Raw genomic sequence first — 24,382 nt, 5'->3', positions numbered from 1 at the left:
TATGTCTATTCAACTTAAAAAGCAACAACAAATCCTTTTAGGGGTTGTTATCGGCGTTATAGTGTTGGTGATTGCGTGCTTTGCCTTATTGGGAAACAAGAGTGTTAAATCCAAAGAGGTTGATAAACCCGCTTATAAAAAACACAGCTTAGCCAGCCCGATATCTACTGCTACTAATGAATCCCATTGGATTGAGAAAACACAAAATGCCTGGCGAGCTGAGCTTGCAAAATCAGAACTCTTTGATAAAAACCTCAAGGCATTAGGTGATGAAAAAGACAAGCAAAGCAAGCTCATTACCTCGCAAAAAGATGAACTATCTGAAATGAAATCCACACTTTCTGAGTTAAAGCATCAAATAGTTAAACTACAAATGGAGCGTACTACCCCAGTAGACGGGGCATTAAAAAACAATGAGCCACAAAATGGGTTGTTACCCCGAGCAGATGAAGCGGCAGCGAGCAACTCCATGGAGATGGATTCGGGATTTATTCAATACACAGCCAAGTTAAATAAAAAATCCAAGCCACGAATCAAAACACCCAATAATTATGTCTTTTCGAATACCTTTGCTAAAGCAGTGGTTCTTCAAGGGGCAGATGTATCGGCAGGAGTTCTAAGCCAGGCAAATCCTGACATTATGATGTTTCAAATTCTTGATGATGGAATTATGCCCAATAAATACAGGGCACCACTTAAAGGCTGTATGGTAAGTGCTTCTGTAATTGGCGATATTTCCAGTGAGCGAGGAAAGTTTCGTACCGAACGATTAAGTTGCATTCATTCCAATGGCACCAATATCGACATCCAGGTTACGGGCATCATTTCGGATTCTAAAAACGGAATTCGTGGCCGTGCAGTATGGCGTGATGAGCCGATGGTGAAAAAAGCTTTTTGGGGGAACTTCTGGGAAAGCATGGGCAATATTGGCCAGCAATATTCCACTGATTACAGCACCTCGCCACTTGGAAGTGTATCAACCATTCAAGCAGGAAAAATTCCTCTCGCGGCTGTTTCTAGTGGCGGATCGGGCGCTGCAAAAATGTATGCGCAATACAACATCAAGCGTGCTGAAATGTACCACCCGATTATTCAATTGCCTCCAATGGTTACAGTAGATGTAACTTTTCTTAAGGGTTTTTGGCTTGATGGGGGAACGGACACTAATGCCCCTGAACAACCAGAAGAAAGCCAAAATTCCAAAGTAGCTTTTGAAGCCCCTGCCGAGTCTGAGACTGCTGAAGAAAAAGCTGCCAACCAATTTTTCTATAAAAACCACTCTTTCTAAGGATATATAGATCATGAAAATTCTAATTACTTTATTACTGTTGCCCTGTGTTGTTTTGACCGGTTGCGCCAAATTGAATGAGGACTTTGATTGCCCAGCTCCCAATGGAGGAACGTGCAAACGTATGGATCAGGTTTATGACATGGTGAATGGTAAGGGCAAATCCCTGGCTGTAACCCCCAGCCGAAATCCTTTGGTGATGGATGGGCGACCTGGTCAGCCTGTGCGTTATGGAGAAGGGGTGATGCCTCTTTGGATAGCACCTTATGAAGACACTGATGGCAATTATCATCAAGCCAATCGAGTGTACAGCGTTGTTAAGGAAGGACAGTGGATGCAGCAGTCACAATTGGCTTTAAAATAAGGGGAGCCATTATGTTGTCAACTATAAAAAAAGCGCGTCTTGCAGTTAAAAAAACAAGCACTACTTTAAGTCATGCAACAGGCTCGCTATTGGAAACATTGCGAGAAGAGCTTGGCATGACTGATGCGCATCATAAAAAGCAAATCGAAGCGCTGTTGGATACTTATTGCTTAGCACCTTATTTACCTGACGAGGTTTACGATTCAGAAGCTGATATTTATCCTTACAAACAGGCATCTCATATGATGTTTGAATGCTCGACACTGATTGGTGCCAGTGAAGAAACAGTGACTATTCTCACCAGTATATTAACGGATATTTTGCCACCGGAAAGTTGTTTTCATGCTTTGTTTTGGGCATCACCTAAAATTGGCCACATGATTGATGAAATGGAACATCAACGCAATCAAGGCAGTGAGGTTTTAAAAGCCCTGGCACACCGACGAGCTGAATTTTACCGCAAAGGGGTGTACAGCTCATTAACTAAAGAAAGCAATTTTGTCTTGCGTGATTTTCGTTTATTTTTATGTATTTCAATTCCGCGCAAATCCATAGAAGACGATCGCTTGTTGCTTGGTAGTTTGCGCGAAGACATCAGCAACAATCTAAAGTCAGTCAATATTATTTGTAAAGAACTGTCTGTTGAAGAAGTGATTAGCTTAAAGCGGGAGTGGCTCTTTCCAACCGACAGCTTGTATGAAGAAAAAACCAATTACGATACCAATACTGAAATTCGTTTTCAACTGACTGACATTGAAGCGAGTATGCGGGTTAAATCCAATCAAATAGAGATTGAGCGAGAAGAAGATACGAGGGTGATTAAATGCTTGTCCGTTAGGCAATATCCTAAATCCCCTGTGCAATGGCAAATGGGTGATTTATTTGGAAAAATGTTTAATACCTCATTGCAAATTGGTTGTCCCTTTCTTTTTAGTTTTGCAATACGAATTAAAGATAAAGACAAGGTGATGGCGGCATTAGATGCCAAGTATGCTGATGAAGGTCAAAATGCCAAACAACCTTTTATTGCCAAATGGGTCAAAAATTTTAACAAAAAATACGCAGAAATTGAGGAGTTAAGAGAGCGCTTGAGTTGCGATGATTCTTTGGTTGATTCCTATTATAACGTTTTATTGTTTACAACACCTGCCAATGTCCGTCGCGATGTACGACGCGCCAAGGATGTATTTCGAGGAAACCAATTTGATTTACGCACTCCAACTGGCTTGCAGTTGCAAACACTTCTGGCATCCATGCCCTTTGCACCTGCTGAAGGTATGTTTGATGATTACAAATCATTTGGACGGGTAAGACCTTTAACCAGTTTTAATACGGTTAACTTATTACCTATCCAGGGGGAATGGAAAGGGGCAGGACGATTTGCTCAGGTCTATCCACAAAGACGGGGGCAATTTACCGCTATTTATTTTTTTGACAACGTAGTCAGAAACTATAATGTCGCTATTGTAGCTCCTCCTGGAAAAGGAAAATCCTTTTTAATGAATGACTACATTCAAAGTCTGTTATCCCAGGGGGGCTTTGTTTATATTATTGATGTGGGCGGTTCCTACGCAAAATCTTGTGAGATGTTAAACGGACAGCTTATTGATTTTAATCATGACACCGAAATTAGCCTAAACCTCTTTTCCACAATTGATGCGCAAGCCAAAAATGATACTGCATTTAAAGATGTTCACAATCAGCTAATACAACTTGTAGGTATGATGGCAAGACCATCAGGTAACGTCAGTGATGAAGAACGAAGTCATATTGAGAAAGCCATTGAGGCGATGTGGCGACAACATCATAATGCTACAACTATTACTCTTATTGCTCATCACTTAGAAAGTAGTAACGATCCTATTTCTCAAAATATTGGGCGTCTGTTGTATAGCTATACTAAAAACGGTCGTTATGGCAGTTATTTTGAGCCGCCTTGTTCGCTGGATTTTAAAAGAAATTTAGTTATTTTAGAGTTGGGTGGTCTTGATGGAAATAAGGACTTGCAACGCATTGTATTGAAAATCTTAATGTATCAAATCACCAATGCAATGTATTACACGCCAAAGCACATTCCCAAAAGTTGCTTGATTGATGAATCCTACGAATTACTTTCAGACAATGGCACGGGAGGCAGTGCTAACTTTGTTAACGAGGGCTATCGGCGTGCGCCTAAATACGGTGGTAATTTTATTACAGTGACTCATGGCTTAGATGATTATGAAAACAATCCAACTGCCAAAATGTGTTACGACAACGCCTATTATAAAATCTTTTTAGGTGCCTCCAAAAGTACGATTGACACTTTAAAAACGAGTAATCAGTTGGATGCTTATGGCGAGCGTTTAATCCGAAGCCTTAAAATAACTAATGAATACTCTGAGTTTTTAATGATGTGTGAAGAGAATTCAACAGTGCATCGTTTGATTGTCGATCCATTTTCACGCGTCCTAAACACAACAAGAGGCCCAGAAGTAGAAGCCTTGAAACGATTAATGGCAACAGGTTTGCCATTAGCTGATGCCATTTCCAAAGTTGCCCTGGAGGTGTATGGCTATGTTTAAGACAACTCAAGTATCTCTTTTGACCGCACTCATCACCAGCATCTTAGTTAATGGGATTTTTTATAGTGCTTTGAGACGGCCGGATATTGCAACCGTTGATATCGTATCAATCACCTCCCAATTTATCAAAGAGGAAGCGCAAAAAAATCATTCCAACCTTGAGAAAGAAGCAGCGATTAAAGCATTTTCGCATCATTTGGAAGCAGCGTTACAAGATTTGTCCCAATCCAAATCGTTGGTGTTATTGCCGAAGGAAGCAGTAATTAAAGGCAGCACTGATTATACAGCCACCCTCATGAAGATGATCAAATTGGAGCACAAATCGTGAAAAAACTTCTGTTGATTATTTGCATGCTCTATCTCCCTTTTGCAGACGCTAAAGACTATGGTGTTTTGGGTAAAGCCTTTGAAATTGCTGAAATGGATTTTTTAGAGTACATCCAGCAAAAAATGAAGGGGATGCAAGCCAATGGGGAATGGAAGACCGTACAATCTGATTTTAAAAAACGGGTAAAGGAGCATTTGGCCCGACCAACACCCTCTCGCTTGCCGAGAGCAGAAGACAATAGAACGTGGTTTTTTAATCCATCACTTACCGTGCCTTACGATGTGAAGGACAGCCACGGCCAAGTGATTGTTAAACAAGGCACTGTAATTAACCCCCTGGATAGAGTGGGCTTGAGTAGCACTCTCCTGTTTTTTGACGGGGATGATGAGGCACAGGTTGCATGGGTTACCCAGGAATTAACGCAGCACCAAAAAGTAAAATTAATCCTCACCTCAGGCTCTGTAAAGGAAGTTGCGAATCAATTAAAGCAAGCTATTTATTTTGATTTAAATGGATTTTTGGTTGCCAAATTTCAAATAAAGTATTTGCCGGTGCGGGTTTTTCAAGCAGGGAAGCGGTTGCAAATTAATGAGGTGACTGTATGAAAGACTTGTTTATTCTTATTGCTTTTTTAGCTTCTGGGTTGACCCAAGCAGGATCTTGTCATGGTCGTTTTGTAAATCCCATTACTGATGTCTGTTGGTCGTGTTTGTTCCCGTTCAGTTTAGGGCAAGCTAATCTCGTTTCCTCCAATCATTTGCCAGACACTAAAAATCCCAAACTGCCTGTTTGTGAATGCCCAGGAAATCCTATACCGAGATTGGGATTAACAATGGGTTATTGGGAACCTGTCAACTTGGTTGATGTCACCCGAACACCTTTTTGTTTAGTGAACTTAGGTGGTATTTCCTTAAATTTTGGTAAATATTACCGCAAAGGCACTGTTGAAACAGACAGTAATTTATCCAATCAGTCGTTTTATCATGTGCATTGGTACAAATTTCCATTGATGTATTGGTTGAATGTTTTAACCGATGGCATTTGTGTGGAACAAGGTGATTTTGACATTGCCTATCCTAGCGAATTAGATGCCATGTGGAATGATGATGAGCTAGGTTTCATCATTAATCCCGAGGCGGTATTGTTTGGTAGTTTACCCGCACAAGCGGCTTGCGCTGCTGATTCAAGTACCGCTTTATTGGGCAGTGCCATTGACAAACTATTTTGGTGCGCAGGAGCTCAGGGAAGCATGTACCCTTTAACGGGGCATGTGCAAGAACATGTTGGAGGGGTTCAGGCATCAGTCTTACTGTCTGAGCGTATGAATTTTAAACTGCATCGCCAGGGATTATTGGAAGACACAGTAGGACTTGATGATTCGACAAGCAGCGCAAAATCCATTTGTCATACTCATTATTCCCCTATTTTGCCCAAATCACGATACCGCTATCAAATGGTTAATCCTTTACCTACTACTAATGCCTGTTATCCTCTTGGGCGTGCTACGACCCTATGGGAGGCAGGGCACGAATATCCGTTTAAGGGCGAGGATTTTGGGTATCTGATCTGGCGCAAACGCAATTGTTGCGCCTTTTAACGATTAGGAGATGTGATGAAAACAATACGAATGAACACTTCTTTCTTGGTTGCATTATTTTTGTTGTCATTTCCTGCACTTGCAGAAGATGAAGCCTATATTGCGTCTATTGAGGCGAATACAAAAAATCGCGCCAATGCTTTTACAAATGAAATAAAGCAAATCAGTAAGTCTCTTGAGACTTCAGAAAAATCGGGTCAAATTGCAGAATTTACCGGCGAGATGCATCAAGTCATAAAAACACAGGAGCCCATTGTAACCCACTTAAAAAAAGTCAGTCAGGTACTCGTGTTCTTATCGTTTTCAATGCCAGAAAAAAGTGTAAAAGCCTGGCTTTTACAATGTAAAAAAAGTGGAGCAACACCTGTGATTCGGGGACTAATTCATAATTCGTTTAAAGAAACGATGACGGCTATTCAAACGCTCAGTAAAAAAACAGGAATTGGGATGCAGCTTGATCCTATTCTTTTTAAAACCTTTGATATCGCTATGGTTCCTGCAGTGGTTTATGTGAAAGACACCCCTGCTTGTCCTGCCAATATGGATTGCAAACCGGTGAATTACGACAGTCTTTATGGTGATGTGTCGCTGGATTACGCCTTAGAAAAAATGAGGAGCGATGAGCAGTCAGAAGACCCCGTGTTGGATCAAATGATTCTTCGGTTAAGAGGGGGGTTAATCTGATGAAAGGCTTCGTTTTAGTTTTTTTAATCCTTTGTTCACAGGTTTTTGCACTTGATTTGAATCAGGCGTATCAAGAAGGCGTTCAGACCGGAACAAGCCATACCAATCAATCCATTGATTTATTAAAAGCACTGGATCTGAGCCAGTTTCCTGGCTATCAAGCCAATCTGCCGCAAGAACATTATTATAGTGGCGTCACGCAGGCAAGCACAGGTCTTGAAGCCGATTCGCAAACTGCCGTGGCTCAGAATGATGCAGGAAAGGCAGTAGGCGAAAGTTTTAATCATCGCCCCTTGTATCAAGTAAATCCTGCCTCGGAATCAATGCAAAAGTTAAATCAAATCGCGGAAAATGGAGATGCGATTATGCATGGTCAAAATACCGATAAAACCACCTGCTCTTTAAAACCCAAAGAATGCCATTACTCATGGCAGGAAAAAACATGCCTGTCTAGCAAGGTATTAGGTGTATTGCATTGTGCAAGACACTTAAGGTTAGATGTTTCCCCCTACAAAACAGAAAGTTACAGTCTATACCTGCGAAAAGGAGGTATGAGGAATACCCCTTTTAAAGTCTCAGTTAATCTGGCACAAGCGGATACCTGCCAACAAGGCAAAACTCCTTGCTATACGATTTATAAGGATTTAGCACCAGCACCAGCGATTCTATTGCCTGCCAATTGCGCCATGGTGAAGGTCAGTTTCCTTGATGAAAAGAAATTAGTGGTTGTTGAGCAAACAGCTACATGCGCCAATCCCACCCTATCATTGTCTGTTGGCAATTGTCGATTCGGTCGCTGCACAGTGCCCTATGTTCACTCCGTTTCGATGACGGTAGAAATTTATGAAAGCAAAGAGTATTGGGACGACCAATGCCAACATTTGCAAAACAAAGAAAAAGAGGGGTTGTGTCATATTACTGAGCCTCTAACATGCACTGAGCCCAATCAAACACGGATTATTGGCGATGTTCCATTGACCCGCCCTTGCTGGAAAGAGAGAGCATCCTACACCTGTGGTGGTAGTCAGGAGCAAAATACGTGCGATAACCTAGTTAATCAAGGATGTGAGCAGACTGCTTCAACTTGTGTGAAAGAAGAAGGAGGACTTTGCACAACCCATCAGCAAACGTATCAATGCCCGATAAACCAATGTACTGACAACCAACTGTTGTGTGGCGAGGATGCTTTTTGTTTGGATGGTAATTGCGCGAAACATGAACTAACCCCAGCCAATGAAGACGATTTTAAAAAAGCAATGTCCACCTTATCCGCCGCCTCGGATGCCTCAAAAGATTTTGATGGCAATGCCAATTTTATTTTCAAAGGTCAATTGCTTGAATGTTCAACAACAATGCTCCATTTTAAAAATTGTTGCAGTGATAAGGGGTGGGGTCTGGATCTTGAGCTGGCACAGTGTAGTGATGCTGAGAAAAAACTGGGAAAAGCTCGAGAAAACAAACTGGTAGTACCTACGGGTGAATATTGTTTTAAACGCAAAAAACTCCCTATTGGCTCGGTCTGTGTCGATCATCACCAGACTTACTGTGTCTTCCAATCTAAATTAGCCCGTATGGTTCAAGTACAAGGAAGACGTGATCAGTTACATATTGGTTTTGGCCAAAATAAATATTCAAATTGCTCGGGTATTACGCCTGAGCAAATGCAATTAATTCACTTCGAAGCCATTGATTTTTCAGAATTTTATGAGGAGGTAAAAAATAAACAAAAACAACCGGATTACCAACAGACTGCCAATGGAATAAGCCAGCGCCTTAATCAATTTTACAATCAAGGAGACATCAATGGCTAGATGGTTTTTTGTTTTGTTGGTTAGCGTGAGTCCTTTTTTGTACGCCGAGCAGCCTTATCTTAATGAGCATGAGGAAGGTTGGTATTGGCATAAGGATCCCAAAGAGGAAGTCAAGAATAAACCACAAACCGAGTCAGTGGCACCTTCACATGTAAGTAAACCTGCCGATCCTGATAAAACATGGAAATTGATTGGTAATAGAGTGCAACAGGCTCGCGCACAAGCTATTTTAAATCCAACTCCTGAAAATATTGCTCGTGCAAGACGATTACAACGATTGATTGTGGCGCAGGCCAATCTGTTTTCTGAGAAATGGATGCTCGATCTGCTAATAAACCCCGATCAGGATGAAAGTCTTATTAATCCGAGCAGTAGTGCAGCACGTGATATCTACAACCAGCAAAACAGCATGCAAAAGGAAAAGGCGATTACTCAAATTAGTCAAACATCTGGTTTGTTGTATTTCTATGAAGGTGGTGAACCATTTAGCGAGCGCATGGCCCAAGTAGTGAGTGATTTTGCGAACAGTTATCACATGACTGTTATTCCAATTGCCATGACCAATCGCATCTCCCCGATGTTACCTAACTCACGAGTTGATTCCGGTCAGGCAACTCAGATGGGTGTTAAACACATTCCTGCGGTTTTTGCTCTTAATCCAGTATCTAAAAAAACCATGCCAGTTGCTTATGGCTTAGTCAGCCAGTCGGAATTGAAGGAAAACATTTTAATGGCAAGCAACGCTTTTCAATCGGGAGATTACAATGCGCAATAAATTAGCTATTTTTCTAATATTAGGAACGTTATTTTCATCAAGCCTATACGCCGATATTGATAATGCACCGCTTCATGCCCTTGCCAAACATCAAGGATTTTTCTTTTTTTTCAGTTCGAGTTGTCCTCATTGTCAACGCTTTGCACCCACGCTCAAACGCTTGAGTCAACACTATGGCTTTAGCGTAGTTGCTATTTCTGTTGATGGAGGCTTTTTACCATCCTTTCCTGATGCGGTGATGAATGAAGGACAAACGAAGGTATTTCAAGTCAGTGTTTATCCTTCTCTTTTTTTGATTAACCCAAAGAGCCAAGTGGCGAGTCTTGTTACTGAAGGCACTATTGATGAAGGCGAACTAACCAATCGGTTACTAAAAATTAGCCAGATACATGACAAAGAGGTGCCTTTATGAAAAAAATTCTTCTGTCTTGTGGGTTAATCGGTGCACTTGGCATCGGACAAGTGTACAGCAAATCAATAGGTGAGGATTTAACTGGCTATTTTAAAGCTCTTAATATGGGCGCGAATGTAACAGAGCCGCATGCTTACCAAGCGCAGCGTGCTGGTTTTTATACTGGCGGTAATTTATACGCTAGAAGCAGCGTACGTAATCTGCAAATCATGCGTTTGAGCTGGCCTAAAGTGTCCGCAGGCTGTGGCGGCATAGATGCCACGTTAGGTGGGTTTTCTCACATCAAAGGTAAAGAATTTGTCGATTTTACCAAGAATATATTGAACAACTCACAAGGTCTTGCCTTCCAATTGGCCCTAGAGCAAGCAACTCCTCTTTTAGGTAATGTGGCAACCAAATTACAAAACGTGGCTACCTGGGTGAACCAAACCAATATCAGCTCGTGCGCAACCGCGGAAAGTGCCGTACTGGGTTTAGCCCCACGCACCCGTATTGCACAACAACATGCCTGCCAATCCATCGGTCAATCCAAAAATCTCTTTTCAGACTGGGCCGAGGCACGACAAGGCTGTGGTAAAGGCTCCAGTAATTACGACTACGACAGAGTTATTAATGAAAACAGCAGTAATGAGCAGGTAGTTGATAATACCAATGTGGCGTGGAATGCGTTAAAGAAAAATGGCTTATTTGCAGATGATATCGAATTGGCTCAACTCTTGATGACCTTATCAGGCACCTTAATTTTGACTCGCGATGCAGAAGGGGTGCATGTCCAACGCCTGGCTTCCTTAGTAAGTAATAACAATTTAATCAGCGCTCTTTTACGCGGTGGCGAGGTAAAAATCTATCAATGTGATGAAAAGGTCAAATGCTTACAACCCACCTTAACCAGTAAAACAATTGATATCAGTCATGGTCTTGAGTCAAAAGTGCGTGATCTGATTTTGGATATGGCAAGCAAGATTAAAGACAATATGGAGCAAAGTGAGGCCGCTAAAGGATTAATTGAGTCCACCCAATATCCGGTGATGAAAATGGTCAGCGTGCAAATGGCCTTTATGAAGGACAGCGCAGTGATTGACACTACCCGTTACTCAGAAGCCATTGCTATCGATATTTTATTTCAGTATTTGAATGAAAACTTGCAACTCGTTAAACAAGCAGCAGGAGCTCTGCAATATCCAGAAGCAATAATGAAAGAGTTTCAAACTGATCTCACCCAGGCTCGTCGCGACCTAGTTCAAATGGAAAGTACGGCACATCAACGAATGAGCATGGCGATGCAAATGATTCAAGAAACTCAAACCATTGAGCAAATGCTTGTAGGCGAATTTTCCTCAGAGCTTACACAGTCTTTAAGTTGGGCTAATCAAATAAGGTGATTGAAATGGCAGTTACGATGCAAATTTATACGATTACCGGTGGTGAGTTACTTAAGGCGTTTTATAACGCCACCGCAGCTATGTTTCACTATGACGGCATTCTTGGGATTTTTAGAACAGCTATTATTATTGGTGGGGTGTGTACTGTAGGTCAATTCATAGTAAAGCGAGATGTGCGCAGTATGTTCTTCTATATTTTAAAATATGCTTTTGTTATTTCCTTTATTTTAACACCTACCTGCAATTTGCAAATCCACGACAGAACCGATCCTCTACGTCCAGATTTAACGGTTGATAATGTGCCATTAATTTTGGGTGTGGTTGGGGGATTAAGCAGTCAGCTAAGTGATAAAGTAACCCGGCTTTTTGAATTCTTCTTTCATTCACCTAACGATATGGATTACAGCCAAACAGGCATGATCATGGGTGCGAAGCTCTTTTTATCAGCAAGTAATATAAAAATAACCGATCCGTTGTTTAATGCAAACATGCAAAAGTTCATGCAGCAATGCGTGTTCTATGATGTGATGTATGGACGATATGGCTTAAAAGACATTAATCAAGCAAGAGATATTTGGGAACTGGTTAAATCCAATGCCTCTGTTGCTCGTGGGTTTATTTACGATGGTTCATTTAAATCGTGTATGGAAGCCGCTAGTTTATTAGACAGTGCCTGGAGTGGCGTGATTGAAGATGCCAAATCTAAGTATGCAGGTTTTGCTTTTGGCAATCATTCAGATGCCCTAGCTAATTTCGAAAAATACTTACCTCAAGCTTATAATCATTTAACCGCCATGTCAGGTGATGCCGCAGCACTTATTCGGCAAAATATGATGGCTAATGCGATTCGAGATGGCGTTTTCTCTATGGGTGCTCGGGTGAATTCTAAAGCGGCAATTGAGAGTTTTTCAGCCAGTAGAGCACAGGATAAAATACCCGCGGCACTCAGCAACATTGGACTAATGTCCGCTTATTGGTTGCCCATGTTGCAAAGTCTTTTATTTTGCATTGTCATAGGGTGTTTTATTTTTGTCTTGTTTTTTTTCCCCTTTCCCTCAGGCATTTCTTTTTTTCAATTTTACGCAACACTGTATGTCTGGCTTGCCCTATGGGCACCGATGTTTACTGTTATTAACTACATCATGACTATTTTGGCGCAGTTTTCATTGTCCTTTGTGTCAACAGGGGCGACTACTTTGGCCTACCAAACAGGCATGAATCAAGTCTATGAAAATATGGCTGCCTTGGGAGGCTACTTAGTCTTGGCGACAACCACATTGAGTTATATGTTAATCAGTCGACACGTGGGTAGTTTTGTATCACTCACGCAACAACCTACAGGTATTGTTCAAAATGCCGCCTCCTCTGCCGCAGAAGAAGCACAAATGGGAAATTACAGCTACGGAAATACCAGTTTTGCTAATCATAATGGGTTTAATAGCAGTTCTTTTCATAACGATCAAAACGCCAGAATATCATTGGGTGGTATTGAAACAAGCCTTGATAGTGGTTCAATTGCCCGAATATCGCGTGATGGCAGTGAAACACTGACGATGGCAACTGCGACCTCGCATACCCCGCTTAATATTCAATTAGGAGAAAGCACGCGATCTGCATTTTCTGAATTATCCGACAGTGCTAAAAGTGCTGGGTTCAATAAATCAATTGCTTCATCAGAGCACTATGCGGCATCACTCAGAAGCCTGGCAGAGCTTGGTGAAACGCAATCACATGGGGAACAAAGTGGGCAGGGACACCAAATATCCACTTCAGCAGGCTTTAATGCGGCGGCATCAAAAATATCCAATCTCATTGATACCTTTGCTCACGATCATAATATTTCTCGGGATGACGCGACTAAAGTTTTAAGTGCTGCCAGTATTAATTTAGGAGGATCGTTTGGTTTTGGAACCGGTTCTGCAGTACCTGGGGCAAAGGGTAATATTGAGATTGGGGGAAATGTGCGTCATGAACGGGACAAATCAGAATCCCATCAAGACGCACGCTTGATGAATGAAGCGCGGCGCTTTAGTGAGGAACACCATTTTACAGATGTGGTGAATGAGGCAAGACAAGCCACCAAGGACGATCATTTCCGCACTTCTGATGATTTTAGTGGACGCTTGGCTAATAACTTTTCAGCAGGCTTTGATAAATCTATGCAGTATCGAGATGAAGCTGTGGCGAGTTTTTCCGAATCAGAGAGTTATCACCGACAAGCAACTACTTCCAGCGAACAAACAGCATCTATTAATCTTGATGCGCAAACAGGGTTTATTGATTGGTTATCACATCATCGTGCACCTAATAGTCAGGGCACTATTGGGTTGCAACAGGCAGAATGGCTAATTCGTCACGATCCTGAATTAGCTCAGTCTTATGCAAGACAATTTGTTGGTGAAAAAACCGCGCAATCAATCAGCCAATTTCAAAAAAATCATCCTATTAACGAAAGTCAAGTGCACCAAAAAAATGAAGGATTTAAAAGTCGTATTGCAGGTAGTGCGGGGGTTGATCATGCCCTTGGGGATTATACCAATACGTTCAATGACCGAGCAAAGAACATCAATGCAGGAAGCGTCAATAAAGATTCGGTTAGTGCAGTTGATAAGGATTTTGCACGCGCCAAGTCAGAGATGTCCAAGAATGTTGAGGGCATAGTGCAAGACGGGTCGCAAGTCATGCAGGATGTCATCGTTGCCCAGGCAAACAAGGACGTAAAATGATGCTTACCAGGAGCGGGTTCCATAAGGGTTTCCAGAGGTATCCATACCACTGCTTCCTGACATCGGCCGACCTGAGCTTGGGTTTATGCTCACAGAAGAGCCGTAGTGGTTTGAACGATGGTAATTGGGCGACTCATGTGAGGAAAACGGCTGGTTTAGTGATGAACCACCGTAGGATCCAAAAGAAAATGCAAAGCCTAAATCTGAGAGCATCAAATCAAAGCCAAAAGAGGCACCAAGCCCAAAAGCCGCTAATGGTGACACAACGAATAAGAGCCAATCGGTGCAGTAAAAAAATAAGGAGCCTTTGTTACTTGGGAAATCACCAAAACAAAGAAATAGTAACACCACAATTAAAAGAACAAGAGAACCGATTCCCATTGATGCCAAACGCAGTTTTTTTCTTTGTTCAGGGGACAATTCATCAAGTGAGCGTATCATCACTTGCCCTTTATAGTTCTTCTCCATTGGATTTTCTCCTTTTTATTCATTGTAGCCTGATTTTCACTTTTTTTATATCGATTCGGAGTTAATGATGGCGGTAAATCCTACAAAATTATTTATTCGCGGCGGTCAAATCTTTTTGCACAATGTCCGCATGTTTACACAGGTAGGTAAGAAAGTAAGCCTTGCTATGCTGATAGTTTTTTTTATTTTCTCAGTCATGGCTTTTTATTTTAATACCAGTGCGTATCAACGTTATATTGGCCAGCAATGGGTTAAAGCCCAGGCAATGACTTTAATACAGAGCAAAGCCAAGCAAGTGGTTCGCATGCCAACGGGTGAATCTTATCCTGTGTATTCAGAGCAAATTGTAAAAGCTCCCATGGTCATCGGCATTGTTAATCAATTAAAACAAGCTCTACTTAAGAGCATGATAGAGGCACTATTTGCCTCTGTCATGATGTTAATTGTCATGGTTAAGTGGTTGCAAAAAAGAGGGGAAAATCAAAGTAAAGCTAAGATCATTCGCGGCAGTGAGTTAGTTGAAGAAAACACGTTACAAAAGTGCATCAAAAAGACAAGCAGGATTTCTCCTTATCGGATTGGTGGTGTATCTCTGCCCTTTGGTTCTGAAACCCAGCATATACAAATAGTCGGAACCACGGGATCTGGTAAAACTGTTGCTATTCGTGATCTATTGACGACGATACAAGCCAGAGGCGAGCGCGCGATTATTTATGATAAAGGAGGAACTTATTTATCTCGTTTTTATCGTGAACATCAAGATGTAATTTTAAATCCCTTAGATACGAGAGGCCATTCCTGGAATGTCTGGGCAGAATGCGAAGACAAAGCAGATCTTGAAGCACTTGCTGAGGCTATTATGCCGATGCCTATTAATAACACGATGGATCCCTTTTGGATTAAAGCCGCGCGTATGATTTTCGTCTCCACTGCCAATGAGCTAAAAAATGATCCTAAACGCTCCAATCTGATGTTATTGCAATATTTGCTCACAGCAGACTTAGGTCGAATTCATCATTTACTGCGTCATACTGAATCAGAATCTCTGGTATCCGATAAAGTACAAAAGACTGCTTTAAATGTGAAAACCGTAATGGCTACTTATTTAAAATCCTTGTTGTATTTAAAGGATGACGGGGATATCTTTTCGATTCGGGACTGGATTTTGAATGATCAGAGCAACTCTTGTTTGTTTGTCAGTTCTGATGGGCGCAAACACCCAACCATTAGACCGCTGATTTCAGCTTGGATTAATACGGCTACCAAAGAGCTCTTAAGTTTAGCGCCAGATGATAACCGCCGTGTTTGGTTTATTTTAGATGAATTGGCAACTCTACATGCTTTACCCTTTTTAGCCGCAGTCAAGTCAGAAAGTCGCAAATTTGGTGGTTGCTTCTTATTGGGCCATCATGGTGCATCCCAGTTGCGCACTATCTATGGTAACGATGGTGCCGCGTCCCTTTCAAATTTGTGTTCGACTCGCTTGTTCCTCCGTTTACCCGAACATACTGATGCAGAACATGCTTCCCGCAATATTGGTACCTATGAAATTGAAGAGGTCAATGAATCTATTAGTTATGGTGCTAACACCATGCGTGATGGGATTTCAGTATCTCGGCAAACTAAGGAAAAGCAATTGGTTTTACCAACTCAAATTCAGGTAATCAATGATCTACAAGGGTATTTGCGAGTAAAAGGTGAATTTCCTGCAGCAAAAATAAAGCTTAATTACGTTGATTATCCTCTCATTCACGAAGAGTTTATTGCACGAGCTATTGATCCTGATCCGCTACGTCAAAAAGTGGAACAATTGGTGGATACCTATAGCGATCCTATCCTTGCCGCATCCCATGATGATGCTTTAGAGACTGCAACTTCAACAAAAAAAGACCTTACGAAACCAATTGCCAGAGAAAAAAAGATTGAAGAAGAAAAAGAGCTTGTTGAGTTTTTATAAGAACAAATAAGGGGTAAGCATGTTAAGTCTTCAGCCATTAGACAGTGCTGATGGAGCAGCATCGTATTATCTGGATGTCGTCAATTATTATGAAAATGATTCTAAAAGTGTGCGCTGGTTAGGGGATGGAGCGAAAATTCTTGGGATCCACGGGCAAACAGTAGAAAAAGAACAGATGTTAGCCCTTCTTAAAGGTACATTGCCGGATGGTACTCAACTTGGTCGAATCGATAAGGACGGTGTTCATCATCGCCCCGGTTTTGATATGACCTTGACTGCCCCAAAATCTTTTTCCATTTTACTTGAAAGTGGTGCTGACCCACGACTTGGAGAGGTGTTTGATAAGGCTGTTGAATGGTTCGTTGAAGAAATGGAGAAGGAATTTGCACAAGCCAGGCAACTCGTTGACGGCAAAATTGAATACATCGACACCAAAAATTTAGTAATTGCTGCTTTTCGTCAACCAAGCTCTCGCGCCAATGATCCTAATTCGCATACACACCTGGTAGTTCAAAATATGACCCACTGTCCAGATGGTAAGTGGCGTTCACTTGCCAGTGACATGGATAGTCAAAAAGGAGTGGTTGAACAAATCATGAAACACCATATTTATGGTGGGCTTAAATTTCGCAACAAATTAGCAAATTTAACCAAAGAACTTGGATATCAGCTAGTTTCTGATGGTGATGGTTTGTGGGAAATTCAGGGTGCACCCGAGCAAGTACTAACACATTTTTCAAAACGAAGGGAATCCATCGAAGCATTACTCGATGAAAAAGGCTGGAGTGGTGCCAAAGCGTCCTCGATTGCGGCTCAAAAAACAAAATTGGATAAAGAAATCATTGATTATGATCAATGGAAAGAAGACATCATTAAAGAGTGCCAGGAGATGGGCTTTGATCCACATCAATTAGTGGCCTCATCGTATAAGCCTCAACAAAATCTGTTTCAAACCTTAAAAGAAAATATTATTGAACGCTTTTATGGTAAGGACAACATCGAAATGAATCATGCCAGAGAATCTGTTTATGTGGCTATTGAGTCAATCAGTCAACAGCAAGCAGTTTTTGAGGAAAGGGAACTCAAAAAAGAAGCGCTAAAATATGTAATTGCCAGCAACAAGATAATCGATGAAACCTTAATTAATAAAGCTATTGCAGAAAACATTGCTGATCAAAATCTGTATACAGCCAAACATCCTTTTACACAAAAGCCTTTACTGACAACACCTTGGCAATTGACGTTAGAGAGCGAGGCCATCCAGCGTATTGAAAATGGTAAAGGTGCCGTTTCGGCTATTTGCTCAAAACAAAAAGTCAATGATTTTATAAAAGCAAAAGAACAGGAGATGGCGTTTGCTTTGTCTCCTTCACAAAAAAAAGCAATGACAACCTTTCTAACTTCAACAGACAGATTTATTGCCATTCAAGGGTATGCTGGGACTGGTAAAACCACGATGTTACGTTTAACCCGCGAATTAGCATCTCTTCAAGGATATGAGCTTCGCGGTATTACGGCAGGCTCGGCAGCCGCCAATGAACTGCGCCATAAAGGAGGTTTAAATGCTTCTACTTTTGCAAGAGAGTTAGGCCGTTTACAAAATCAGAAACAGGACTTGAGCAAAACGATATTTGTGGTAGATGAAGCTTCCATGTTGTCTAATCCACAGGGACATAAAATCATCAAACTGGCCGAGCAGTTTAATACCCAATTAAAAATCATTGGCGATAAAGCCCAGCTTCCAGCCCCATCCAGCGGGAAACTATTCTCTGTCATTCAGGATTATGGGATTAAAACCGTTGCCATGACAGATAATCTTCGCCAGAAAGACATGGAATTAAAAGAATCGGCTATTCATGCGGGGCGGGGTGAGATCTATGATGCCGTTGAAAAATTAACCTTTGTCAAAACAGCTGATACATATTTGAAACGAGTCGACTATCTTGCGAGTAAATGGTTGTCATTTACACCCGAGAAACGTCAAAACACGCTTTGTTTTGCGCCAACGCACAAGAATCGTCAGGATATCACCCTGATTTTACGAAATACATTAATTAAAGAAGGAGCATTAACCGGACAAGAGCACCTGCAACCCATTTTAAAAGAGCGCAATTTAACTAGCATTAAGCTTAGAAACGCGGCCTATTATAGCCAGAACGATATCATTCGTTTTAACAATACAAACCCGCGATACAACATTAAAGCAGGTGATTATTTAACTGTTGGACTAGTGACTAACGCACACAAGAAAAATAATACGCTTTCTCTTAATCGTGAAAATGGTCAAACCATCACATTCAAGTTATCTTCGCTACCTGAATTTAAAACTGAAAATAAAGACTTGGAACGGCCAGTTGAAATATATCGCCAAGAAATGCTGAGTATTATGGCAGGTGATCAAATCCAATGGAAACGCAATAGTGAAGACAAGGGGATTCGCAATTCTGAATTAGCAACCATCAAAGAAATCACTAAAGAGGCAATCATCATCACCACTGAAGACAATCAAACTCTTCACTTACAACATCAAGCAAAAGAATTACGCCATATTGACCATGGCTATGTACTCACAACCTATGCCACGCAGGGAAAAGATAAAAAAAGAGGTCTTGGACTTATTGAAAGCTTCAATCGTTTTGCATCCACAATACAAAATTATTACGTGGAAACAACACGGGGTATTTGTGAAATGATAGTGGTCACCGATGACAAAGAGCATTTGGTCAAAGCTATTACTACCAATGATAGTGATAAGTATTCCTCAATGGATATGGTTGGCTCAGCTACCCTGAAAGCCCATGAGACGCGCTTTAAAGATCACAAAAATAGTTTTGCCTTACAAAATGCCATTGAAAAAAAATTATCTAAAGAACAAGGCTGGAAAGATCTGGAACATACAGTAGAGTCCTATCTTCAATGCAAACAACAAGGGCAAGAACGAAAAGCCGCCAAATTAGCTTATACCATTGTAAATGACCAAAAACTCTATCGCCTTGCCAAAGAGCGTCTGGGCTTTAGTGTCAGTACATATCGACGTGAAGCCTTGCGCTTTCAAACTTCAAAGTTGTTTCACTCACTGCCAGTATCAGAACGTCAGCACTTTTCAACGGTCAGACACTACGTAGCTTTGAACCAACAAATTCTCAAACGAAGCCAGCATATCAAAGCCCATGAGCTTGAACAGGGCATTGAGAATGATATTTCAAACCAGAATAAAAGAGATCTACAACAACTTACGGCCAAACGAAATTCACTAGCTTTTTTAATAAGTAAGGATCTTGAACATTACAAACCCTATTTGCAGCATTTTTCCATTGGTGAGCTGAATCGGATCGGATTGCCGCAGCATGAATATGGCAAGGAAATAAAAAAAGCTCAAAGTCGACTGGAATCACTTGGCAAGCACGCAACAAGGGATTTGATTCGAACCAATGTTTCTCTGTATTTAAATGCCCACGGTGAAGAGAAAGAAAAACTCGCAGCTCAAATTAAAAGAGAAGCCAAATCATCTCACGCTTTTGTCTTAACCCATGCCAAAGAACTGAAACAAAAACCTGAAACATTATGGATGTCCATTAATAACGATGCGCGATTTCATGCTGACCGCTTGTTTCGTAATGGATTAAATGCTGAGGGAAGATTAGCATTTGATAACTTTAAAGCTTATAAAACACTACAGTTAGAACTTAGAGAAAGTTGGTCAGCAAGTCTTAAAGAAGCAGAAAAAGGTACTGCAAATAGTGTTAATCTCAAATCCATCGAATTATTAACTTCTCGTAATGCGCTTGCTCATGAGTTAATGCAAAACAAGGGCACTCCTGAAATAGCGGCCTATTTCAAATTGGATTTGGCAAAGCTAACTGCGCAAAAAGAAAAGCACCAGTATAGTGAAAACATAAAACAATTTATGGCAAGCAAAGGAAATTTCAAAACCCGTCTCGCAGCCATTAATGAGATTAAAAACGACATCAAGGGACATTATCCCTTTATTAAAGAATCACATCTTGATACGAAAATTATTAGTAAATATCTGCGAGTTACGGACCGGCTGGAACGATTAAGCAACCTATCTTCTGCTGAGAAAAAAGACTATCGATACTTTCTGAGTTACAAAATGGCTAGCACTCAGGCTTACAGGCACTGGCAGCAGGTGCATTGTAATAAGGCAAATGGGAACTTGCAAAATAACAAGCTGATTTCAGAAGCAATCACTCATTCCTCCAAACGCGATTACCTAGCTCACCAACTGAAAGACTCACCGTTTCTTGATTTAATTTTGTCTTATGAAAAAGGCAACAAAGAAAAACTATTAACGCAAGCGGGCAACCATCAAATAAAACTGCGGGAAATAAAGGATCTCAATGAGGTCATGCACACACTGTCCACCCAATACGTCAGTATTACAAACGCTGATTCTGTAAAAGCAGTATCAGCCTGGAAAAAGAACTGGTCATCTCTTTGCTCTCATATCAATCAGATTGAACAAGGGAATGGATATCAGCTGGCCTTACAAGAATACCCGTTAAATGTGGTATCGGTAAAAGCAATTAATAAAGACCTAGAAACTCTCTATGATTTTAAACCGGAAATAATCGCCCAAAAATCAGACCAATCAGTCAACCCAGTCTTACAGAAATTACAAAAATCATCCCAATTTTTGGATGCCAGAATCATTAATGAATCCCTAATGGTAAATCCTGAAAACACCTATACAGCAATTTGGGGTGAGCCAAAAACAAAGAATTCTAGGGAATTACGCTACGATGGCGGCCTGATTGTAAGCTTGAAAGGTAAAGACAAAGGGTTGTGGCATGACTTTAGTGACGGGGTGGGAGGCGCCCCAATTCAAGCGATTATGAAAAGAGATAATTTGTCCTTTAAAGAAGCACTCTCTCAAACAGCCACTTTGGCAGGGATACATCAATTGGATGAGCCTTTTAATAAAATAATGCCATCCAAAGTTAATCAACTAGAATTACAAAAATCTATCGACACGGAAAGGCGAAACAAAATTATTTCAGCAAAAAGCATCTGGGATAGCTCTGTTCAGGCAAAAGGGACATTAGCTGAAAAATATTTAAAACAACATCGTGGAATCGATGCTATTGATAAATTAGATGTACGTTTTTGGCCAGCAGGCTCCCAATGGAGGAGTTGCAATGAGGATGGAGTTCTGGCAGATAAAATCAACAAAATTCCAGCCTTAATCATTCCTGCACGGAATGAAAAAAATGAAATAACAGGAGTTCAAAGAATTTACTTGGATAGCAGGACGGCCAGTAAAAATAAATTCATGGAAAAGCCAAAGTTATCAAAAGGAATCATGGAGGGCAGTTGCGGAATTATTCAAAAAGGAATGCAAGGATCCCTCCTTTATGTCGCCGAAGGATTTGAAACAGGCGCATCAATCGCCCTTGCGGACAGTAAAGCCACCGTACTCTGTTCCTTTGGCGTTTCAAATATGAAAAATTTAATTCCAATCATCAAAAAATTCACTGCAAAAGAAATTATTATTGCGGGTGATAACGATGGAAATTTCGCTAAATCACTACAAGCCGTTGAAAAAACAATCGACGCCTATAAAGAAAATAATCTAAACGCTAGGGCAGTATTCCCTAATAAGTTACAAGAAAAAGTAAAAACGGACTGGAACGATATTCATTTGAGTAAAGGGATTTCAGAAGTCCAAAAACAACTGATAAGCAAGGATATTGGAATTACGTCATCAACGATTGTTAAACCAATGACAATCCCTGAAAAAATTGTCAATATCGCACAAATGAAGTCAATGAAACTAAATGATTCCCAAATCACTTCTATTAGAGAAAACACCGAAATCGTTGACAATAGCAGGAACATAAATCAACTAGTTGCTGCATATAATAGAAGTAATCAGGCATTAGAAAAAACTGGCTCATTTACTCCAAGTAAATCCCCATCTATAAAAATAAATCACGAAGTAGACATGGAGTTTTAAGACTCCGTTTGAAGAACCCTCAAGTATAACGCTACCTCATCTTAACTTGTATAGGAAGGGTTTATATGATTATTTTGGGCAATCGCGTGCAGCCCGATTGCTCAATTAGAAATAATATGTTGAATTTATTTCAAAATATCAACCCTAAAATATACGGTAGTTATTTATTGTGTTTAATACTTGAATTCAAATAATTATTTTTGATCCTCAAACTTAGCTATTTCCTTTATAGAAGTTTGCAGCTCATTAAGATCATTTGCTTTTTTTAAATTTAAAGGGAAGGCTTCACATGGAATTCCTTTGGTCATAGGATAAAATAAGGATTCACATGATCGTCTCGGCCAATTCCATAAGCGGGAGTTTTCAAAGTTAGAAGTTGCTGAAAAATGATGAGTCGGTGTAAATGGTCTCCAGCGCATAGCGAGCTGTTCATTGCAAATAATGTCAATAATTTCAATATGCTCAAATTCACGGTTGGATTTTTGGAACCCCGCTTTTTTCAACAGTTCCACTGCTTCCTGATCAGATGTCGGTGCACTGTTAACTGAGGGTTGGATTGTCTATAAGTATTGTTTGAATATGTGCTCCATCATTTGCATCACCTCGAATAAATTCGGAATCACATAGTGATGAAAAAACGAGGAGAAAAGTTGTATTGATGAAGCCATTGTATTAGTCTGAACCAAGATCGGTTCCCTATAGGAACCTATCTGGAATATTGTTTTATTTATTAAGGATGTGGTTGTGAAAAAATTGATTTTTATTTTATTGTGTTTTCCGATGGTGATTTTTGCAGGTCAAGCTCAAGAAAGTAAGAGCATAGAAACGTTTAAACGGCTGTGCCAAAATGCTAGCGATGCTTCTACGCGAGAACATTACTGCAAACTTCTTGAACAGCAAAAAAGAGCAGAAGCAATATTTAAAGATTCTGAGAAAAACAAGTCATCCACTTGATATCACAGGTGTTTGAATAATTTAAGTTGTAATTGCATCGCTGTATCTGCTTGGACATAAGTGAGGTTTTTATGAAAGGATTCTATGTTATTTTTTCTTGGATCCATAATTTTTAATGAGTGCGAATGAAAAATTGTCTTACTTTTATTCACACTCATTTTACCAAGGTTTCATATTGAAGGGAGATGGGTTAAAGATTTTTTGTTCCTCTTCCTTTGCCTTTTTAGGTTCTATATCCTTATTAGGCTCAATTTCTTCTCGTTTAGAGGGTTTATCTTTATTAGAAGGCTTGGGTTCCATCGAAAGTGGATTTGGAGCAAGACTTTGATCTTTCCTGACTTCATCCTTTTCTTGTGCTTTCGGACTGGGTATGGGCACTAAATTATTTGCTAGCCGTTGGATAAATGCATCGTATAAGGCTAATGTGGGCATGGTAATACGAAGAGAAAGTATGTTTCCTTTCTCATCTTGAATCATTTTCATACAATCATCGGGAAGATGATTTTCTTCTTTAAACTCATTAAATTCTTTTATAATCGCTTCCATGAATTTTTTTAATTCTTCTCTTTGTTCTTGAGTTAATACATTAGGCTCACAAAGCAATTTAATGGTAAGGGTCATTGATTCGCGATCACTATCAACCAGTAATAGTCCTTTGGCTATCAACTCCGCAATTATTTCTGGGTCAAAACTAGACTTTGAATCAAGTTCTTCTGAACCAAACTCGCCTATCATTTCATCTGTGGTCTCAACTACTTTGCGTGGTTTAGTTAGAGACTTATCTTCACCAGGACTCGCTTTTTCCTCAGATGTCTTACCAGAGGTGGCACTATCACCTCCGCCACCACCACCTCCATGTCCGGAACAAAGGCGCTTAGGTGCGATTTCTTTAAAGCAAGTCTTACAGCGTACTTTTGCTGCTTCAGCAGCAGACTCTTTTTTTTCTGCCTCTTTGTTTTTCTCTTTTTCTTTGTTCAATAGTTGTAATGTTAGTGCAGCTGAAGAGATTTTTGGTTCACCTGTTGTAGTTGGTTCGGGGACGGGCTGATGTTTTTCTTTGACTTTTTTCATGAAGAAAACCAATTTCAAATTTGT

Annotated in this window: 18 protein-coding genes; 15 read left to right on the top strand and 3 right to left on the bottom strand. The window is 40.5% G+C overall.

Features of this window, described 5'->3' with window-relative positions; genetic code table 11:
* The first annotated feature begins 1 nt into the window (after window position 1).
* The 12 genes from LFA_RS13240 to LFA_RS13185 are packed head-to-tail and all read left to right on the top strand — an operon-like array spanning window position 2 to window position 13,931.
* Complete coding sequence (locus LFA_RS13240) at window positions 2–1,288, top strand: TraB/VirB10 family protein (RefSeq protein WP_045096610.1); 1,287 nt, start codon at window positions 2–4, stop codon at window positions 1,286–1,288.
* A gap of 13 nt (window positions 1,289–1,301) precedes the next feature.
* Complete coding sequence (gene traV / locus LFA_RS13235) at window positions 1,302–1,652, top strand: type IV conjugative transfer system lipoprotein TraV (RefSeq protein ID WP_045096609.1); 351 nt, start codon at window positions 1,302–1,304, stop codon at window positions 1,650–1,652.
* An 11-nt stretch (window positions 1,653–1,663) separates the two neighbouring features.
* The gene (gene traC / locus LFA_RS13230) at window positions 1,664–4,216 is read left to right on the top strand and encodes a type IV secretion system protein TraC (RefSeq protein WP_045097603.1); all 2,553 of its coding nucleotides are present in this window, start codon (window positions 1,664–1,666) and stop codon (window positions 4,214–4,216) included.
* A complete protein-coding gene (locus tag LFA_RS13225; RefSeq protein ID WP_045096608.1) occupies window positions 4,203–4,544 on the top strand; it encodes a TrbI F-type domain-containing protein in 342 nt (113 codons plus the stop codon). Before traC ends, LFA_RS13225 begins: the two co-directional genes overlap by 14 nt.
* Window positions 4,541–5,149, top strand: coding sequence for a type-F conjugative transfer system protein TraW (gene traW, locus LFA_RS13220; RefSeq protein WP_045096607.1), 609 nt, complete (start codon window positions 4,541–4,543; stop codon window positions 5,147–5,149). The genes LFA_RS13225 and traW overlap by 4 nt, the downstream gene beginning before the upstream one ends.
* Window positions 5,146–6,141, top strand: a complete 996-nt coding sequence (gene traU, locus LFA_RS13215; protein ID WP_045096606.1) for a conjugal transfer pilus assembly protein TraU — start codon at window positions 5,146–5,148, stop codon at window positions 6,139–6,141. Before traW ends, traU begins: the two co-directional genes overlap by 4 nt.
* 15 nt (window positions 6,142–6,156) lie before the next feature.
* Window positions 6,157–6,825, top strand: coding sequence for a type-F conjugative transfer system pilin assembly protein TrbC (trbC, locus tag LFA_RS13210; protein ID WP_045096605.1), 669 nt, complete (start codon window positions 6,157–6,159; stop codon window positions 6,823–6,825).
* Window positions 6,825–8,636: a type-F conjugative transfer system mating-pair stabilization protein TraN gene (gene traN / locus LFA_RS13205; protein ID WP_045096604.1), complete on the top strand. Its 1,812-nt coding sequence runs from the start codon at window positions 6,825–6,827 to the stop codon at window positions 8,634–8,636. The genes trbC and traN overlap by 1 nt, the downstream gene beginning before the upstream one ends.
* Window positions 8,629–9,411: a type-F conjugative transfer system pilin assembly protein TraF gene (gene traF, locus LFA_RS13200; protein ID WP_010947795.1), complete on the top strand. Its 783-nt coding sequence runs from the start codon at window positions 8,629–8,631 to the stop codon at window positions 9,409–9,411. The genes traN and traF overlap by 8 nt, the downstream gene beginning before the upstream one ends.
* Window positions 9,401–9,823, top strand: a complete 423-nt coding sequence (gene trbB, locus LFA_RS13195; protein WP_010947794.1) for a type-F conjugative transfer system pilin assembly thiol-disulfide isomerase TrbB — start codon at window positions 9,401–9,403, stop codon at window positions 9,821–9,823. Before traF ends, trbB begins: the two co-directional genes overlap by 11 nt.
* Window positions 9,820–11,205, top strand: a complete 1,386-nt coding sequence (locus LFA_RS13190; protein ID WP_045096603.1) for a conjugal transfer protein TraH — start codon at window positions 9,820–9,822, stop codon at window positions 11,203–11,205. Before trbB ends, LFA_RS13190 begins: the two co-directional genes overlap by 4 nt.
* Before the next feature lie 5 nt (window positions 11,206–11,210).
* The gene (locus LFA_RS13185) at window positions 11,211–13,931 is read left to right on the top strand and encodes a conjugal transfer protein TraG N-terminal domain-containing protein (protein ID WP_045096602.1); all 2,721 of its coding nucleotides are present in this window, start codon (window positions 11,211–11,213) and stop codon (window positions 13,929–13,931) included.
* Between the two features lie 3 nt (window positions 13,932–13,934).
* On the opposite strand, the gene LFA_RS19895 is transcribed toward LFA_RS13185, so the two are convergent.
* On the bottom strand, window positions 13,935–14,399 hold the full coding sequence (locus LFA_RS19895) for a hypothetical protein (RefSeq protein ID WP_045096601.1): 465 nt from the start codon (window positions 14,397–14,399) through the stop codon (window positions 13,935–13,937).
* 64 nt (window positions 14,400–14,463) lie between these two features.
* Between LFA_RS19895 and traD the strand changes: the two genes are divergently transcribed.
* On the top strand, window positions 14,464–16,356 hold the full coding sequence (gene traD / locus LFA_RS13175) for a type IV conjugative transfer system coupling protein TraD (protein WP_045096600.1): 1,893 nt from the start codon (window positions 14,464–14,466) through the stop codon (window positions 16,354–16,356).
* A gap of 19 nt (window positions 16,357–16,375) precedes the next feature.
* Complete coding sequence (traI, locus tag LFA_RS13170) at window positions 16,376–22,333, top strand: conjugative transfer relaxase/helicase TraI (protein WP_045096599.1); 5,958 nt, start codon at window positions 16,376–16,378, stop codon at window positions 22,331–22,333.
* A gap of 194 nt (window positions 22,334–22,527) precedes the next feature.
* On the opposite strand, the gene LFA_RS13165 is transcribed toward traI, so the two are convergent.
* On the bottom strand, window positions 22,528–22,845 hold the full coding sequence (locus LFA_RS13165; protein WP_045096598.1) for a hypothetical protein: 318 nt from the start codon (window positions 22,843–22,845) through the stop codon (window positions 22,528–22,530).
* 232 nt (window positions 22,846–23,077) lie between these two features.
* On the opposite strand from LFA_RS13165, the gene LFA_RS13160 reads away from it, so the two are divergent.
* Window positions 23,078–23,287, top strand: coding sequence for a hypothetical protein (locus LFA_RS13160; protein ID WP_045096597.1), 210 nt, complete (start codon window positions 23,078–23,080; stop codon window positions 23,285–23,287).
* A gap of 159 nt (window positions 23,288–23,446) precedes the next feature.
* Here LFA_RS13160 and LFA_RS13155 read toward each other — a convergent pair whose 3' ends face one another.
* Window positions 23,447–24,358 (bottom strand): hypothetical protein, encoded by a 912-nt coding sequence (locus LFA_RS13155; RefSeq protein WP_045096596.1) that lies wholly within the window; start codon window positions 24,356–24,358, stop codon window positions 23,447–23,449.
* Window positions 24,359–24,382: the final 24 nt, after the last annotated feature.

The sequence above is a fragment of the Legionella fallonii LLAP-10 genome, assembly GCF_000953135.1.
GTDB classification, from domain to species: Bacteria; Pseudomonadota; Gammaproteobacteria; order Legionellales; family Legionellaceae; genus Legionella; species Legionella fallonii.
Note: the sequence above shows the minus strand (reverse complement) of the source record. Positions and strands in the feature narration are given on the sequence as shown.

Coding starts and splice junctions, on each gene's coding strand:
- traU (WP_045096606.1), top strand. CDS start 5,146: ATGAAAGACTTGTTTATTCTTATTGCTTTTTTAGCTTCTGGGTTGACC.
- traC (WP_045097603.1), top strand. CDS start 1,664: ATGTTGTCAACTATAAAAAAAGCGCGTCTTGCAGTTAAAAAAACAAGC.
- LFA_RS19895 (WP_045096601.1), bottom strand. CDS start 14,399: ATGGAGAAGAACTATAAAGGGCAAGTGATGATACGCTCACTTGATGAA.
- traF (WP_010947795.1), top strand. CDS start 8,629: ATGGCTAGATGGTTTTTTGTTTTGTTGGTTAGCGTGAGTCCTTTTTTG.
- traI (WP_045096599.1), top strand. CDS start 16,376: ATGTTAAGTCTTCAGCCATTAGACAGTGCTGATGGAGCAGCATCGTAT.
- LFA_RS13225 (WP_045096608.1), top strand. CDS start 4,203: ATGGCTATGTTTAAGACAACTCAAGTATCTCTTTTGACCGCACTCATC.
- LFA_RS13155 (WP_045096596.1), bottom strand. CDS start 24,358: ATGAAAAAAGTCAAAGAAAAACATCAGCCCGTCCCCGAACCAACTACA.
- LFA_RS13240 (WP_045096610.1), top strand. CDS start 2: ATGTCTATTCAACTTAAAAAGCAACAACAAATCCTTTTAGGGGTTGTT.
- traN (WP_045096604.1), top strand. CDS start 6,825: ATGAAAGGCTTCGTTTTAGTTTTTTTAATCCTTTGTTCACAGGTTTTT.
- trbB (WP_010947794.1), top strand. CDS start 9,401: ATGCGCAATAAATTAGCTATTTTTCTAATATTAGGAACGTTATTTTCA.
- LFA_RS13185 (WP_045096602.1), top strand. CDS start 11,211: ATGGCAGTTACGATGCAAATTTATACGATTACCGGTGGTGAGTTACTT.
- trbC (WP_045096605.1), top strand. CDS start 6,157: ATGAAAACAATACGAATGAACACTTCTTTCTTGGTTGCATTATTTTTG.
- LFA_RS13190 (WP_045096603.1), top strand. CDS start 9,820: ATGAAAAAAATTCTTCTGTCTTGTGGGTTAATCGGTGCACTTGGCATC.
- traV (WP_045096609.1), top strand. CDS start 1,302: ATGAAAATTCTAATTACTTTATTACTGTTGCCCTGTGTTGTTTTGACC.
- traD (WP_045096600.1), top strand. CDS start 14,464: ATGATGGCGGTAAATCCTACAAAATTATTTATTCGCGGCGGTCAAATC.